The sequence below is a fragment of the Dyella sp. 01L423 genome (genome assembly GCF_056399945.1).
Genome location: NZ_JBFTSI010000001.1, coordinates 968,833 through 983,523 on the forward strand (window position 1 = coordinate 968,833; position 14,691 = coordinate 983,523).

At 63.5% G+C, this 14,691-nt stretch carries 13 protein-coding genes; 12 read left to right on the plus strand and 1 reads right to left on the minus strand.

The window, feature by feature from the left end; all coding sequences use genetic code 11:
- The first annotated feature begins 135 nt into the window (after positions 1 to 135).
- The 3 genes from AC1DMY_RS04425 to AC1DMY_RS04435 all read left to right on the plus strand — a co-directional run bounded on the left by AC1DMY_RS04425 (position 136) and on the right by AC1DMY_RS04435 (position 3,233).
- Positions 136 to 1,914 (plus strand): 3-hydroxybutyrate oligomer hydrolase family protein, encoded by a 1,779-nt coding sequence (locus tag AC1DMY_RS04425; protein ID WP_477163783.1) that lies wholly within the window; start codon positions 136 to 138, stop codon positions 1,912 to 1,914.
- A gap of 217 nt (positions 1,915 to 2,131) precedes the next feature.
- Positions 2,132 to 2,641 (plus strand): peptidylprolyl isomerase, encoded by a 510-nt coding sequence (locus AC1DMY_RS04430; RefSeq protein ID WP_477163784.1) that lies wholly within the window; start codon positions 2,132 to 2,134, stop codon positions 2,639 to 2,641.
- Positions 2,642 to 2,801: 160 nt separating this feature from the next.
- Positions 2,802 to 3,233, plus strand: a complete 432-nt coding sequence (locus tag AC1DMY_RS04435; RefSeq protein WP_477163785.1) for a YidB family protein — start codon at positions 2,802 to 2,804, stop codon at positions 3,231 to 3,233.
- 67 nt (positions 3,234 to 3,300) lie between these two features.
- Here the strand turns inward: AC1DMY_RS04435 and AC1DMY_RS04440 are convergent, their stop codons facing one another.
- Positions 3,301 to 3,558 carry a GlsB/YeaQ/YmgE family stress response membrane protein gene (locus AC1DMY_RS04440; RefSeq protein ID WP_477163786.1) on the minus strand — a complete coding sequence of 86 codons (258 nt, stop codon included), beginning with the start codon at positions 3,556 to 3,558 and terminating at the stop codon, positions 3,301 to 3,303.
- Between the two features lie 242 nt (positions 3,559 to 3,800).
- Here AC1DMY_RS04440 and AC1DMY_RS04445 point away from each other — a divergent pair, with 242 nt between their 5' ends.
- The 9 genes from AC1DMY_RS04445 (at position 3,801) to AC1DMY_RS04485 (ending at position 14,683) form a co-directional block, all read left to right on the plus strand.
- Positions 3,801 to 5,000 carry a pyridoxal phosphate-dependent aminotransferase gene (locus AC1DMY_RS04445; RefSeq protein ID WP_477163787.1) on the plus strand — a complete coding sequence of 400 codons (1,200 nt, stop codon included), beginning with the start codon at positions 3,801 to 3,803 and terminating at the stop codon, positions 4,998 to 5,000.
- Between the two features lie 73 nt (positions 5,001 to 5,073).
- A complete protein-coding gene (locus AC1DMY_RS04450; protein ID WP_477163788.1) occupies positions 5,074 to 6,060 on the plus strand; it encodes a malate dehydrogenase in 987 nt (328 codons plus the stop codon).
- Positions 6,061 to 6,203: 143 nt separating this feature from the next.
- Complete coding sequence (locus AC1DMY_RS04455) at positions 6,204 to 6,545, plus strand: hypothetical protein (RefSeq protein WP_477163789.1); 342 nt, start codon at positions 6,204 to 6,206, stop codon at positions 6,543 to 6,545.
- A 127-nt stretch (positions 6,546 to 6,672) separates the two neighbouring features.
- Positions 6,673 to 8,568 (plus strand): propionate--CoA ligase, encoded by a 1,896-nt coding sequence (gene prpE, locus AC1DMY_RS04460; RefSeq protein WP_477163790.1) that lies wholly within the window; start codon positions 6,673 to 6,675, stop codon positions 8,566 to 8,568.
- A 1,376-nt stretch (positions 8,569 to 9,944) separates the two neighbouring features.
- The gene (gene prpB / locus AC1DMY_RS04465; RefSeq protein WP_477163791.1) at positions 9,945 to 10,832 is read left to right on the plus strand and encodes a methylisocitrate lyase; all 888 of its coding nucleotides are present in this window, start codon (positions 9,945 to 9,947) and stop codon (positions 10,830 to 10,832) included.
- Positions 10,833 to 10,907: 75 nt separating this feature from the next.
- Entirely contained in the window at positions 10,908 to 12,053 is a 1,146-nt protein-coding gene (prpC, locus tag AC1DMY_RS04470; protein ID WP_477163792.1) for a bifunctional 2-methylcitrate synthase/citrate synthase, read from the plus strand.
- Between the two features lie 445 nt (positions 12,054 to 12,498).
- Positions 12,499 to 13,461, plus strand: coding sequence for a hypothetical protein (locus AC1DMY_RS04475; RefSeq protein WP_477163793.1), 963 nt, complete (start codon positions 12,499 to 12,501; stop codon positions 13,459 to 13,461).
- A gap of 98 nt (positions 13,462 to 13,559) precedes the next feature.
- A complete protein-coding gene (locus tag AC1DMY_RS04480) occupies positions 13,560 to 14,000 on the plus strand; it encodes a hypothetical protein (protein ID WP_477163794.1) in 441 nt (146 codons plus the stop codon).
- On the plus strand, positions 13,997 to 14,683 hold the full coding sequence (locus tag AC1DMY_RS04485) for a C39 family peptidase (RefSeq protein ID WP_477163795.1): 687 nt from the start codon (positions 13,997 to 13,999) through the stop codon (positions 14,681 to 14,683). Before AC1DMY_RS04480 ends, AC1DMY_RS04485 begins: the two co-directional genes overlap by 4 nt.
- Positions 14,684 to 14,691 lie beyond the last annotated feature (8 nt).

Consider the following 14,691-nt stretch of genomic DNA (forward strand, 5'->3'; position numbering starts at 1 on the left):
CTGGACTGCTTCTCGAGGGCGGCCTGTCGCCCGAGAGGGATGGAGGGCATGGGCCATCGCCTTTCCCGATGGATATGCTTGGTCGCACCGTTGCTGGCGTCGTGCGCCGCACCGCCTTTGACCAAGGATTACGGCATGCATGCCCCCGATTTCGTGCGCGGCGAGGTGCTTGAGACCGAACATCGCCAAGGGGACGACCTCTTGAGTGCGGGCCTGGGACTGGAGGGGGTGGCTGGCTCACCTTCGCCTATTGCACATCCCCTGCAACCCACCACCGCCGAATTGCGCCGCCGTGCGATCCAGGCGAGCTGGAAGGGGATTGCCGATCTGGGGCCGCTGGGCGGCTACGGCAGCGTCTATGGCGGCGTGCCGGATGTGCCCGGCCGCGAATACCAGGCGTTCGCCTGGATTTCCGGCGCAAACGCACCGCACCGTGTGTTGTTGCAGGCACCCGACAACTTCGACCGCGCCCGCCGCTGCCTGGTGGTGACGGCGTCGTCGGGTTCGCGCGGCATCTACGGGGCGATTGCGCTGGCGGGTGCCTGGGGCTTGCCGCGCGGCTGCGCGGTGGCTTATACGGACAAGGCTGCGGGCGCAGGTTATTTCGATCCGGCCAGCGACTCAGGCGTCGCGCTCGACGGCACGCGGGTCAAGCGCGGCACGGCCACGCTGGAATTCGAGCCGGCGTCCCACATCAGCCGCGTCGATATAGGCGTCAAGCACGCCCATTCAGGCGACAACCCCGAAGCCGACTGGGGCCGGCACGTCCTGCAGGCGGCGCAATTTGGCTTGGCCATGCTCAATCGCGCCTTCCCCGACCAGGCGCCATTCACGCAGGAAAACACCCGCATCATCGCCACCGGTCTTTCCAATGGTGGTGGCGCGGTGCTGCAGGCGGCCGGACTGGACGAAGACCGCATGCTCGCCGGCGTGGTGGCGATCGAGCCCAATGTGCGCGTGCCCGAACAGGGGCGCGCGCTGTTCGACTACGCCACCGATGCCTCCATCTGGCTGCCGTGCGCGCTCGCCGATGCACGATTCGACGCGGCGCCGATGGCACGCACTTCGAAAGGCGAGGTGCCGCCGCGGTGGGCGCAGCGCTGCCATCAACTGCATGATCGCCAACTGGTCAGCGGCACGCGCGTCGCCGCGCAGGCTGCCGAGGCGTATGAGCACCTGCGCGCCAGCGGTTGGACTGACGAAGCGATGACCACGGCAGCGTCCACCACCTCGCTGGATCTGTGGCGGGCGATCACGGTGGCCTATGCCTCCGCCTATATGCGCCGTGGACCCGACGACATGCCTTGCGGGTTTCACTACGGCGGCGTGGCCGCCTCGGGTGTATCGATACCGGTCGACGCGGCAGCGCGTGCGACCTGGTGGGCCGATGCATCGGGCATTCCACCCGGCAACGGCGTGGGTTTGTTCGGCGGCGCCGATCGTTCCGGCGATCCCACACTGCCCGGGGTGCTGTGTCTGCGCTCGCTGTGGGAAGACCAGGATGCGAGCACGCAAGCACTGCGCGATGGCATCGCCGCGACCACGGTGAAGGCGCCGCGCGCGAGCTTGCCGGTGTGGCTGGTGCATGGGGCCTCCGATGGCTTGTTGCCCACGGCGTTCACCTCCGAACCCTATGTCGCCTGGCTGCGCAGCAAGGGCGGCCATCCGCTGTACTGGAAAGTGCCGTACGCCCAGCATTTCGATGCCTTCCTCGCCATCCCCGGCTTCGGCGATCGCCACGTGCCCCTGCTGCCGTATGGCTATGCGGCGCTGGATCGTCTGTGGTCGCACATCTATGAGGGCGCGCCGTGGCCCGCTCTGGTGCCCACGCCTTCGCCGCGGCCGCGCGGCTCGATGGCCTTGGCGCGCGACGCGCTCGATCTGCCCGCCACCTGGACCCAGGCGCCTCGCTGAAGGGGCGTCCGGAGCCCTGTTTGAAGTCTTGCCCAGCGCTACTCACCCCTCACCGTCATTCCGGCCTGCGCCGGAATGACGGTGAGGGGGTAGGTAGCATTGAGCAAGAGATTGACCAAGTGCCACGAGAGCAGCAGCAGTCAGGCTGGCTTTGGTATCCTTGCGTGCTTGCAGGGCGCCTGTGGTTGCGCGCTGCCTTTCAACGAAGGATCCCCTGATGACCATCAACGTCACCATGACCACCAACCGCGGTCCCATCCATCTGCGCCTGCACGATGACAAGACGCCGGTGACCGTGGCCAGCTTTGTCAATCTGGCCCGTCGCGGCTACTACGATGGCCTGTCGTTCCATCGCGTCATCGCCGATTTCATGGTGCAGGGCGGCTGCCCGGAAGGCAGCGGTCGCGGCGGCCCGGGCTACCGTTTCGAAGACGAGTTCGACGCATCCTTGCGTCATGACAAGCCGGGCGTGCTGTCCATGGCCAATGCCGGCCCGCGCACCAACGGCAGCCAGTTCTTCATCACCCATGGCGCCACGCCGTGGCTGGATGGCAAGCACAGCGTGTTCGGCGAAATCCTTGGTCCGGAAGACCAGGCCGTGGTCGACGCGATCCGCCAGGGCGACATCGTGGAGAAGGTCACCGTGGAAGGCGACGTCGATGCGTTGCTGGCCGCCCAGGCCGACCGCGTGAAGGAATGGAACGCGGTGCTCGACGAGCGCGGCTGAGCCCATTCGTCGTCATTGCGTGAAGAAGCCGCCGTCGTTCTCGACGGCGGCTTTTTTTGTGGCCGCGCTGTCATGGCGATGTGGGAAACAGGAGCCTAGAATCGAACGGCTCCACGCAAGAAACGATGTGCGTCAATCCCATTCCCTAGGAGATGCAGTCATGTCCTTTCTCAATGATCTGCTCGGCGGCGGTCAGGGTAACCCGGCAGGTGGTTCGTCCCTGGTGGCCGTGGCGGGCCAGTTGATCGAAAAGGCCGGCGGTGTGCAGGGCCTGGTGGCCATGCTGCAGCAGCACGGTCTGGGCGATGCAGTGCAGTCGTGGGTTGGTACCGGTGGCAATCAGGCGGTGTCGGGCGACCAGCTCGGCCAGGCCTTGCAGAACGGCGGGCTCGGCACGGTGCTGCAGGATGCGGCAGGCAAGCTGGGTGTCGACCAGGGCCAGCTGCTGGGACAGCTCTCGCAGGTGTTGCCGCACGCCGTCGATCATCTGACCCCCGAAGGCCAGGTACCGGCGCAAGGGCAGGGTGGTTTCGACCTGGGTTCGCTGGCGTCGCTGGCGGGCAAACTTTTCGGCGGAGCCAATACGGCCTGAGCCCGCGCGCATAAAAACACCGGCGACGCGCAAGGCGTCGCCGGTTTCGCGTCCCTGCGCCAGGAGGTCAGGCGGTGGCTTTGCGCTTGAAGATCAGGTGATAAAGCAGCAGCAGGACGATCGCGCCACCGATCGATCCAAGGAAATGCACGAGCCCCGTCTCGCCCCACCATCCCAGTTTTTCGCCGACATAGGTGGAGATGACCGAGCCGAGAATGCCGAGTATCGCGGTGATGATGAAGCCGCCCGGATCCTTGCCCGGCATCAGCATCTTGGCGATCAGTCCCACGACCAGACCCACGATGAATACCCAGAGCCAGTGCATATGCGTTCCTTGGCGGCCATTAGTGCCCCGAATCTAGGCTTACGACGTACGCCAATCCATAGGCAGATCAGCCAGTTGACGGCACCGATTTGCAAGTGACGAACGTCACTGGGGCAGGCCTGGCGACCGCTTGCATGGGCGGGGCTTTAGACCATCGGGTAAAGGCGGGCCGTCGGATGGCGCGCCATCACATGCTAAAATCGCCGGGTTTGCTGTCTTCGTTCCCCATACACGAGGAAGTCATGCCCCAGCTTGCCCAGCGTGTCGGTCGCGCCAAGCCCAGCGCGATCATGGTCATCGCCGAAAAGGCCAAGCAGCTCAAGGCTGCCGGTCGCGACATCATCAGCTTCTCCATCGGCGTTCCCAATTTTCTTCCTGGCGAGCATGTGTATGCCGCTGCACGCGAGGCGCTGCAGCGCGACTCCGGCCAGTACGGCAGCAACCGCGGTGCGGATGCGCTGCTCGATGCCTTCCTGGTGCATATCGAAAAGCTCGGTTTCAGCGGCTATGGACGCGCGAATCTCTCGATCGGCATCGGCGCCAAGCAGGTGTTGTACAACCTGGGCGAAGCGCTGTTGAACGAAGGCGATGAAATCTGTTTCGCCGCGCCGTTCTGGACTACCTATCGCGACATCGCCGACATCCTCGGCGCCAAGGCCAACATCCTGCATTGCGGCCCCGAGCAGAACTACAAGCTCACGCCGGCGCAGCTCGATGCCGCGCTCGCGCGCAAGCCCAAGGTGTTCCTGTTCAACAACCCGTCCAATCCCACCGGCATGGTCTATACGCGCGATGAAATCGCCGCGCTGGCCGAGGTGCTGGCGAAGTATCCGGACACCTGGATCATCACCGACGACATCTACAACTCGATGGTGTTCGACGGCATCGGCTATCACAACTTCGTGCACGCGAAGCCGGAGCTGAAGGATCGACTGATCTTCGTCGACTCGGTGTCCAAGACGTATGGCATGCCGGGTTGGCGCGTGGGCCTGATCGCCGCGCCGGAGAACGTGGCGAAGGCGATCACCACGCTCAACTCCAACCACATCACCAGCCTGCCGGAAGTGATCACGGCCGCAGCGGTGGCCGCGTTCTCCGGTCCGCAGGACATTCCGCAGGCCAAGTGCAAAGAGTTTGCCGAGAAGCGCGACATCGTGGTCAATGCGCTGCGTGCGATTCCCGGCGTGGTGTGCCCGTATCCGCAGGGCGCGTTCTACGCGTTCCCCGATATCTCCGTGGCATTCGGCAAGAGCTACAAGGGCACGCGCATCAACGACGATGTCGAGTTGTGCGCCGTGCTGCTCGAGGCGGTGGGCGTGGCCTGCGTGCCGGGCTCGGCGTTTGGCGAGCCGCGCGCCCTGCGCATTTCCTATACCTGCCCAACGGCACAATTGCAGCCCGGGCTGGAACGCATCCAGGCGTTCTTTGCAGAATTGACCTGATGGTCTTGGGCCCGCGCCGCACGGCGTGGGCCTTCGTCTTTTGTACGTTAGCCAAGTTGAAGGAGTTTCTCCGATGAAAGCCCCCGTTCGTGTTGCCGTTACCGGCGCTGCCGGCCAGATCGGTTACGCCCTGCTGTTCCGCATTGCCGCGGGCGACATGCTGGGTCCGGATCAGCCGGTGATCCTGCACCTGCTGGAAATCACCCCGGCGCTGCCCGCGCTGCAGGGCGTGGTGATGGAACTCAACGATTGCGCGTTCCCGACGCTGGCCGGCGTGGTCGCCACTGATGACCTCAACGTCGCCTTCAAGGACGTCGATTACGCGCTGCTCGTGGGTGCGCGTCCGCGCGGCCCGGGCATGGAGCGCAAGGACCTGCTCGAAGCCAACGGCGCCATCTTCGGCCCGCAGGGCAAGGCGCTGAACGATCACGCCAAGCGCGACGTGCGCGTGCTGGTGGTCGGCAACCCGGCCAACACCAATGCGCTGATCGCCCAGCAGAACGCACCGGATCTCGATCCGAAGTGCTTCACCGCGATGGTCCGTCTTGACCACAACCGCGCGCTGTCGCAGCTGGCCGAGAAGACCGGCAAGCACAGCACCGACATCAAGAAGATGACCATCTGGGGCAACCACAGCTCCACCCAGTACCCGGACCTGCACCACGCCACCGTGGGCGGCAAGCCGGCGCTGTCGCTGGTTGACCAGTCCTGGTACGAGAGCGACTTCATCCCGACCGTGCAGCAGCGCGGCGCGGCCATCATCAAGGCGCGCGGCGCTTCCTCGGCGGCTTCCGCTGCCTCGGCTGCCGTCGACCACATGCGCACCTGGGCACAGGGCACGGCGGAAGGCGACTGGGCTTCGATGGGCATCCCGTCGGATGGTTCGTACGGCATCGAGCCGGGCGTGATCTATGGTTACCCGGTGACGGTGAAGGACGGCAAGTACGCCATCGTGCAGGGCCTGGAAATCAACGATTTCTCGCGTGCCCGCATGGACGCCACCAACAAGGAACTGCGCGAAGAGCGTGCTGGCGTCGAGCACCTGTTCGCCAAGAAGTAAGTCGCGCGCGCAAGCGGCGATGATGAAATGGGCAGCTTCGGCTGCCCATTTCTCTTTGGCCCTCTGAGACCGATTTTCGCCGGGTGGCTGGCGGCGTGCCCTAGGAACGGTAGAATCGGCGGAGCACCGACCGGAACCCAGACATGAAGCGACTTCTTGCGACCCTTTCCCTCTGCGCCTTGCTCACCGCCTGCGGTGGCACCCATGGCTTGCGCGACACCACGCCGAAGATGAGCAGCCGTACCAACAAGGACATTCCGACCTACCTGGAATGCGTCCGCGCGAAGTGGGCCGAGACCGCCGAAGTGAGCATGTCGCACAAGGACCAGTCGGGCGAGCTGTCCGGCAACGACAAGCAGGGCGCGCATGAACTGATCAACGTAACCGCCGATGGCACCGGCGCCCTGGTCGTGATGTACGAAGGCCAGGATATGAAGAAGGATTACAACTCCGCCTATCGCGACGCGGCGGTGTCCTGCCTGTGAGTTATGTGCGTGGATGATCGCCGAGCATCGCGAGCATCCATGCTACGACTCGACCAAGGTCGCAAAGCCCATTGGGCAGCGCTGATCTAGGCTAGACCGATCAGCCGTTGAAACGAGGGTGATCGCGATGCGCTATGAGGAGTTCTATCAGCGCTCGATAGAGCAGCCCGAAGCGTTCTGGGCCGAACAGGCGCAGCGCATCCATTGGCATACGCCGCCCCAGCGCATCCTCGATGTATCGCATCCGCCGTTCCGCCAATGGTTCGTCGGCGGCACGACCAACCTCTGCTACAACGCCGTCGACCGGCATCTCGATGAGCGCGGCGGCCAGCTCGCGCTGGTGGCGATCTCCAGCGAAACCGGGATCACGCGCGAGCTGAGTTATCGCGATCTCTATCGTGAAGTGAACACCTTCGCTGCAGTGCTTGCGTCCCTGGGTGTAGGCAAGGGCGACCGCGTGGTGATCTACCTGCCCAATATCGCCGAAGCGGTGTTCGCCATGCTCGCCTGCGCGCGCCTGGGTGCGATCCACTCGGTAGTGTTCGGCGGCTTTGCCGCGCACAACCTCGCGCTGCGCATCGATGACGCCGAGCCCGCGCTGCTGATCGCCACCGATGCGGGTATGCGCGGCGGCAAGATCATCCCGTACAAGCCGCTGGTCGATGCGGCGCTCGACGAAGCAAAACACCAACCGGCACACGTACTGATCATCGATCGTGGACTCGATCCGCAGATGACGCGCGTCGCCGGGCGCGATCTCGACTACGCCAGCTTGCGCGCCTCCTATGAGGGCGCCGAAGTGCCGGTCGAATGGCTCGAATCGAACGAGCCCAGCTATCTGCTCTACACCTCGGGCACCACCGGCAAACCCAAGGGCATACAACGCGACGTGGGCGGTTACGCCGTCGCCATGGCGATGTCGATCGAAGCGATCTTCGACATCAAGCCAGGGCAGGTGATGTTCTCGACCTCGGATGTGGGCTGGGCCGTTGGCCATTCGTACAACGTATACGCGCCGTTGATCGGTGGCGCCACGTCGCTGCTGTATGAAGGCCTGCCGGCACACCCCGATCCAGGCATCTGGTGGCGCCTGTGCGAACGCTACGGCGTGCACAGCATGTTCTCCTCGCCCACGGCGTTGCGCGTGCTGAAGAAACAGGATCCGAGCTGGCTCAAGAAGTACGACCTGCTGAAACTGCACTGGTTGTTTCTTGCCGGCGAACCGCTCGACGAACCCACCGCGCACTGGGCTACCGAAGGCCTGGGCGTGCCGGTAATCAACAACTACTGGCAGACCGAAACCGGCTGGCCTGCGATCACCTTGATGCCGGGCCTGGATCTGAAGAGGCTGAAGTTCGGCTCGCCCGGTTTGCCCAGCCCCGGCTATCGCATGAAGGTGATCGACGAGAGCACCGGCGAGGAACTGCCGACGCACCAGAAGGGCGTGCTGGTGTTCGTGCCGCCACTGCCACCGGGTTGCCTCACCACGGTATGGCGCAACGACGAACGCTACGTGGCCAGCTACTTCAGCCACTTCAAGGAACTGCTCTACAGCTCACTGGATTGGGCCATCCGCGACGAAGACGGCTATACCACCATCCTCGGCCGCACCGACGATGTGATCAATGTGGCGGGACATCGCCTGGGCACGCGCGAAATCGAAGAATCCGTAGCGATGCATCCTGCCTGCGCGGAAGCCGCGGTGATCGGCATGCACGACGATGTGAAGGGGCAGGTGCCGGTGGTGTTTGCCACGTTGCGGCAAGGTGTGACGGAAGCTTCGGCGGATGTCGCCAAAGGCATGCAGCAAAGCGTGGTGGATCAACTCGGCAAGATTGCGAAGCCGGCGCGCATCTACGTGGTCAACGCCTTGCCCAAGACGCGATCCGGAAAACTGCTGCGCCGGTCGCTGCAGGCCCTGGTGCAGCACACGGATCCTGGGGATCTTTCGACCTTGGATGATCCGGGGGCGTTGGAGGAGGTGAGGAGGGCGTTGGAGAGGGGGCCGGATCAAGGAAGCTGATTTTCTCCCTCTCCCTGCAGGGGAGAGGGTCGGGGTGAGGGGCGGGTGCTCGCGGGAACGTTTCCATTTTGTCTTGCCTGCGCGGGCCAGATCTTGTTCGTCATTCCTGCGAAGGCAGGAGGCGCTCTTCAACAGCCACACGTCTGGTCACCCAGTGACTTTTCGCTCGGTTGTTGCGCTCCTTCGACCTGGCTCGCCTGCCGCGGGCTTCCGTCCTCCTGCCGGCGACGCGAAGCTAGTCCCCTCTTTGGGAAGGCCGGGTTACTTTTCTTTGCTTGCCCACGCACGCGCAGGAGCGCATGCGAACGGCGAAGCCGGCCCGAAGGGCGGAGGGCAGGATGCCCGGAGTAAAGAAAAGTAACCAAAAGAAAGGGCCCCCCGGATGACGCGCCTTCCGGGCCTGCGGCCCTCCAGGTGCGCGGGTGGGTTGCGGGGTTTTTCGACAGGGCATCCTGCCCTGGCGAATAACTGGCCGGCATCCATGCCGGCCACCCTGCGGGCTATTCCTCCACCCACCCGCCGCGTCATACGGGGACCCCGGGGATCAAGAGCCGCATCAAGAGCCGCATCAAGAGCGCACGGTCAGTCGTCGCCCGGCGTGCATTCTCTTGTAGGAACGCACCCTGTGCGCGAGAGCCCCACGGCGCGGTACGCCGCTACTCTGCGGTCGCGCACAAGGTGCGCTCCTACAAGGGTTTCGCACGTTGTGGCGGCCATTCAATCTTGCGATCGCTCTTTGTGGGAGCGCACCCTGTGCGCGACGAACCTACGGAGCGGAACACCCCAGCGTGGCTGTCGCGCACAGGGTGCGCTCCCACAGACAAGCCGGCATGGCAGAGGCGCATGCTAAAGCCGATGCGCAGCGGGGCCCCCGCTTTAAGTCCTCAGCGATTCGGGCGCGTTGCGCAGCGCTTTGAAGTACCCGCTGTGTACCATCGGAAGTTGTCCCACAACCACCCGCCTCAAGCGTTCGGGCTTATCCCAACACGATGCTGCGGGCGTTTTAGGCCATTCTCTTTGGGTTACTTTCGACGCGAAGCTAGTCCCGTGGGATCTCTTGGGCCAGCAAGAGAAAAGTGACTCGAGCGGCGGCAGCCGTTCGAAACGCCCGCCGCGTAGGCGGCACGCTGGCGGAGAGGCGACGTCCGAAGACTGGCGAAACAGGATGACCAGCCTTCGGCTGTTGAAAAGCGCCTCCGGCCGTCACCCCCTCTTGCGGGGTGCACCGGGATGACGAGCGAAACACCGCCACACCGCGCGATGACGAAAAAACCACCCCCAATCCACTACACGCTCCCTTCGAAACCATTCATGCTGCCGCGCAACAGCCCACTTACAAACCGTGCGCTAAAATCTCCTCTTTAAGCGGAGGTTTCATGGCCCACATCGCATCCCCTGGCGCGGCATTCCGCGCTGCCCTGGCGGCCGAACACCCCTTGCAGGTGATCGGTGCCATCAACGCGAACCACGCCTTGCTGGCCAAGCGTGCCGGTTACCGCGCCATCTATCTCTCGGGCGGCGGTGTCGCGGCCGGTTCGTTGGGTTTGCCGGATCTGGGCATCAATACGCTGGACGACGTGCTCACCGACGTGCGCCGCATCACCGACGTGTGCGATCTGCCGCTGATGGTGGATATCGACACCGGCTTTGGTCCTAGCGCGTTCAATATCGCCCGCACCGTGAAGAGCCTGATCAAGTTCGGCGCGGCGGCCTGCCATATCGAAGACCAGGTGGGCGCCAAGCGCTGCGGTCATCGTCCGGGCAAGGAGATCGTGTCGACCAGTGAAATGGCTGACCGCGTCAAGGCGGCCGCCGATGCGAAGACCGATGCCGATTTCTTCCTGATCGCGCGCACCGACGCGATCGCTGTCGACGGCGTCGATGCTGCGATCGAACGCGCCATTGCCTGCGTGGAAGCCGGTGCCGACGGCATCTTTGCCGAAGCCGCCTATGACTTGCCGACCTACCGCCGCTTCGTCGATGCGGTGAAGGTGCCGGTACTGGCCAACATCACCGAATTTGGCCAGACCCCACTGTTCAGCGTGGAAGAACTGGCCAGCGCAGGCGTGGGCATCGTGCTTTATCCGCTTTCCGCGTTCCGCGCCATGAACAAGGCGGCGGAGAACGTCTACCAGGCCGTCCGTCGTGACGGCCACCAGCGCAACGTGATCGACACCATGCAGACGCGCGAAGAACTCTACGACCGCATCGGCTATCACGATTACGAGCGCCGCCTGGATGAGCTCTTTTCCAAGAAGAGCTGATCGTCCCCATCGAGATAACCGGCATCACGGTGCCGTTCACGTTTGACGCAAGCATGTCTTCAGGAGATGTACCGAATGACTGAGCAAACTCTTCCCAAGCCCAAGAAATCCGTCGCGCTGTCGGGCGTGGCCGCCGGCAACACCGCGCTGTGTACGGTGGGCCGCAGCGGCAACGACTTGCATTACCGCGGTTATGACATCCATGACCTGGCGGCCAAGGGTACCTTCGAGGAAGTGGCCTACCTGCTGGTGCACGGCGTGTTGCCGAACTGGGCCGAGCTGAACGCCTATCGCTCCAAGCTCAAGCGCCTGCGCGGCCTGCCGGCGCCGGTGAAGAGTGCGCTGGAGCTGCTGCCCGCCGCCACCCATCCGATGGACGTGATGCGCACGGGTTGCTCGGTGCTGGGTACCGTGCTGCCGGAGAAGGATGACCACAACGTCACTGGCGCGCGCGACATCGCCGACCGCCTGATGGCGAGCTTCGGTTCGATCCTGCTGTACTGGTTCCACTTCAGCCACAACGGCAAGCGCATTGAAACGGAGACCGAAGACGAATCCATCGCCGGTCACTTCCTGCACCTGCTGCATGGCAAGAAGCCGAGCGAGCTGTGCACGCATTCGCTGGACAAGTCGCTGATCCTGTACGCCGAGCACGAGTTCAACGCATCCACCTTCACCGCGCGCGTGATCGCCGGTACGGGCTCGGATATGTACTCGGCCATTACCGGTGCGATCGGTGCCCTGCGTGGTCCCAAGCATGGCGGCGCCAACGAAGTGGCGATGGAGATCATCGCGCGCTACCGCAATGCGGCCGAAGCGGAAGCAGACATTCGCGCCCGCGTCGAGCGCAAGGAAATCATCATCGGCTTTGGCCACCCGGTGTACACGGTGTCCGATCCGCGCAACGAGATCATCAAAGAGGTCTCGCGCAAGCTCTGCACGGAAGGCGGCAACCCGACCTTGTTCGACGTGTCGGAGAAGATCGAGAAGCTGATGTGGGAGCAGAAGAAGATGTTCCCGAATCTCGATTGGTTCTCGGCCAGCGCGTATCACATGATGGGCGTGCCGACGGCCATGTTCACCCCGCTGTTCGTGATCGCCCGCACCTCCGGCTGGAGCGCGCACGTGATCGAGCAGCGCGAGGACGGCAAGATCATCCGTCCGAGCGCCAACTACACCGGCCCGGACGATCTGGCCTACGTGCCGATCGAAAAGCGCTGATCGCACCTTGGCCTATGCCGAATGAAGGAGCCGAAAGGCTCCTTCTTTTTTTACAAGTTTCGTTATGGTTCAGGACCCTGTACGACATTGCTATGGTTTCGTATGCGTCGGTGTAAACCATCTGATACATGTGTTCCACAGCGCTATGAGAAGACATCAATACGCGCTAAAGCGCTGAAATATAGACTCATGCACGAGCGTTTATGTCCCAGGTGCAAGGCCTGGTCGACGACGCGGTGTAACAGCCTTGATGCACTCCTGCTTTCCAGCTCCCTGACCATAGTCAAACTCAGCCTTCGTGATTCTCTTCAAGTGGCTGATTTCATGGTCTTCATCTTTGTGAGCTGACGTGCACAAGCCGTGGCACGCATGTTGCGACAAGAGCGTGCTGGATTTGCAACTCCGGCAACACAGGGGGTCACCGCATCGTTCCAGGAGAAAGACTATGCGCAAGACTCTAATAGCGACCGCGATTGTGTTGGGTCTGGGGCTTACGCTCCCTGCTTTTGCAGACGACAACAACACTTCGAAAGGTTCAAGCACGCTTACTAATACCGATTCGAGCACCCGTACCCGGACTGACACCAGCACCTACACCACCTCAGCGGCTGGTGAGAATGGTTCAGCCGCTAGCAGCGGTGGCACGGCCAGTTCCTTCAACACCAGCAAGGCAGTAGCGAACAGCACCCTCAACGGCGAAGTCACCAAAGTAGCTGTGTGGGGCATCGGCAATTCGTCTTACAACGATGGCAACGCGAACGGAGGTCGTGGAGGCAGCGGCGGTGACGGCGGCAAGGGCTACGGCGGCAAGGCCGGTGGCGCCAACGGTGGCGACGGCGGTAATGGCGGTCGCGCCAGTGCTCACAGCGGTCGCGCCGGTGGTTCGGGCGCCGATTCGGGCGACGCCGGTGGTTGGGGTGCTTCGTTGGCTGGCGGCGGTGACGGCGGCGACGGCGGCAACGCCGGTGGCATCCGTAACCACAATCGTGCTGGCGGCGGTGGTGGCACGGCGGGTGGCGGCGCGAACACCGGTGGTACCGGTGGTGCAGGCGGCGCAGGCGCAGGTGGCACGGCAGGTGCAGCATCACCGACCGGAACCAGCGGCTCAGCCAGCGCGACGGGCGGCACCAGTGGTGCTGATACCGCTACGGCAGGCACGGGCGGTGCGGGCGGCGCAGGCGGTAGCAATACCGGTGGCGCAGGCACGGGCGGCGCAGGCGCGGCTGGCGGTGCTGGCGGTGCAGGCGGTACGGCATCGTCGACGACCGGTGCGTTCGATATGTCGAACCAGATGAACGGCTCGGCAGCGGCGGCAGCCGGTGTGTCGATCCTTGCGCAGAACAGCGGCGCGGCAGCGCTGGTACAGCAGAGCGTCAACGTTCAGGCCAACCTGAACTTCGCGCACTGAGCCATAGGGCGGCTGGCACGAGGGAACGCTTGCGTTCCCTCGTGTCGGTTTCAAAGGGAATGGCCTCGCCGGCATCGGCGTGGGTCATGGGTCAGCTCATGCGTGAGGGAGAAAGTGCCGTGCAATCGTGCAAGTGGCTACTGGGTATCACCGCGCTAAGCGCGTTCGCCCTCTCTGCGGTGGTCTACGCAGAAGATGCAAGCATTCCTCCCGCCTATATGCTGCAGGGCGCGGACTCGCCCATGGCGGTCTACAACGCGGCCGTTGAAGTGGATCATCAGGGCGTAGCGAGCGGACTCGGCGAAAGCGTCGACAGCGCGACGCTGGAGAAGCTCAGCGGCGGCACCTTGATCGTGCAGAACACCAACCTCACCGGCACCGTGTCCGACAACTCGGCCGACCATCTCACCACGGGCGACAATACGATCACCGGTGGTTCCGTCGCAGGGGCAACGGGTTTTCCGACCATCATCCAGAATTCGGGAAACAATGTCCTGATCCAGAACGCGACGGTACTCAACGTCGAATTCAAGCAATGAACAAGCTCGCGGCGCTGCTGATCCTGATCGCGGCGCTGCCGCTGGGGAGTCATGCGACCACGCCGGTAAGCGTGGTCAGCAACGGCCCCGGCAACTACACCGTGCATCTGACGAGCCTCAAGGAGGCTCGCTACAAGGCCACCATCCACCAGAAATACGACTTCAGCTGCGGATCGGCCGCGGTGGCGACGCTGCTGACTTATCAGTATGGCTATCCCGTCAACGAGCAGGTTGCCTTCGAGCAGATGTACACGCACGGCGACCAGGCCAAGATCAGCAAGGAAGGATTTTCGCTGCTCGACATCAAGCGCTTCCTTGCCGCGAATGGTTTCGAAGCCGATGGCTTCAAGGTGCCCATCGAAAAGCTGGCGCAGGAAAACCTGCCGGCGATCGTGCTGATCGATGAGAAGGGCTACCACCACTTCGTCGTCGTCAAAGGCATGCGCAATGATCGCCTGCTGGTAGGCGATCCCGCGCTTGGCACGCGCGTGATGTCGACCGCCAAGTTCAAGGCGCTGTGGAAGAACGACTTGGTGTTCGTCATCCACAACCGTCGCAACCTGGCGGTGTTCAACAGTCCCAACGATTGGAGAGTGGCGCCAGCGGCGCCCATCAGCAACGCGATCGATCGCAACGGTCTCTACAACACCGTGATGCCCAAGCACGGGCCGGACGACATTTGAGGAAGGAT

What these genes read in the sequence shown, in the direction of transcription:
- AC1DMY_RS04445 (WP_477163787.1), top strand. Translation starts at nt 3,801, where the DNA reads ATGCCCCAGCTTGCCCAGCGTGTCGGTCGCGCCAAGCCCAGCGCGATC.
- AC1DMY_RS04450 (WP_477163788.1), top strand. Translation starts at nt 5,074, where the DNA reads ATGAAAGCCCCCGTTCGTGTTGCCGTTACCGGCGCTGCCGGCCAGATC.
- prpB (WP_477163791.1), top strand. Translation starts at nt 9,945, where the DNA reads ATGGCCCACATCGCATCCCCTGGCGCGGCATTCCGCGCTGCCCTGGCG.
- AC1DMY_RS04455 (WP_477163789.1), top strand. Translation starts at nt 6,204, where the DNA reads ATGAAGCGACTTCTTGCGACCCTTTCCCTCTGCGCCTTGCTCACCGCC.
- AC1DMY_RS04475 (WP_477163793.1), top strand. Translation starts at nt 12,499, where the DNA reads ATGCGCAAGACTCTAATAGCGACCGCGATTGTGTTGGGTCTGGGGCTT.
- AC1DMY_RS04425 (WP_477163783.1), top strand. Translation starts at nt 136, where the DNA reads ATGCATGCCCCCGATTTCGTGCGCGGCGAGGTGCTTGAGACCGAACAT.
- AC1DMY_RS04430 (WP_477163784.1), top strand. Translation starts at nt 2,132, where the DNA reads ATGACCATCAACGTCACCATGACCACCAACCGCGGTCCCATCCATCTG.
- AC1DMY_RS04440 (WP_477163786.1), bottom strand. Translation starts at nt 3,558, where the DNA reads ATGCACTGGCTCTGGGTATTCATCGTGGGTCTGGTCGTGGGACTGATC.
- prpC (WP_477163792.1), top strand. Translation starts at nt 10,908, where the DNA reads ATGACTGAGCAAACTCTTCCCAAGCCCAAGAAATCCGTCGCGCTGTCG.
- AC1DMY_RS04480 (WP_477163794.1), top strand. Translation starts at nt 13,560, where the DNA reads ATGCGTGAGGGAGAAAGTGCCGTGCAATCGTGCAAGTGGCTACTGGGT.
- AC1DMY_RS04435 (WP_477163785.1), top strand. Translation starts at nt 2,802, where the DNA reads ATGTCCTTTCTCAATGATCTGCTCGGCGGCGGTCAGGGTAACCCGGCA.
- prpE (WP_477163790.1), top strand. Translation starts at nt 6,673, where the DNA reads ATGCGCTATGAGGAGTTCTATCAGCGCTCGATAGAGCAGCCCGAAGCG.
- AC1DMY_RS04485 (WP_477163795.1), top strand. Translation starts at nt 13,997, where the DNA reads ATGAACAAGCTCGCGGCGCTGCTGATCCTGATCGCGGCGCTGCCGCTG.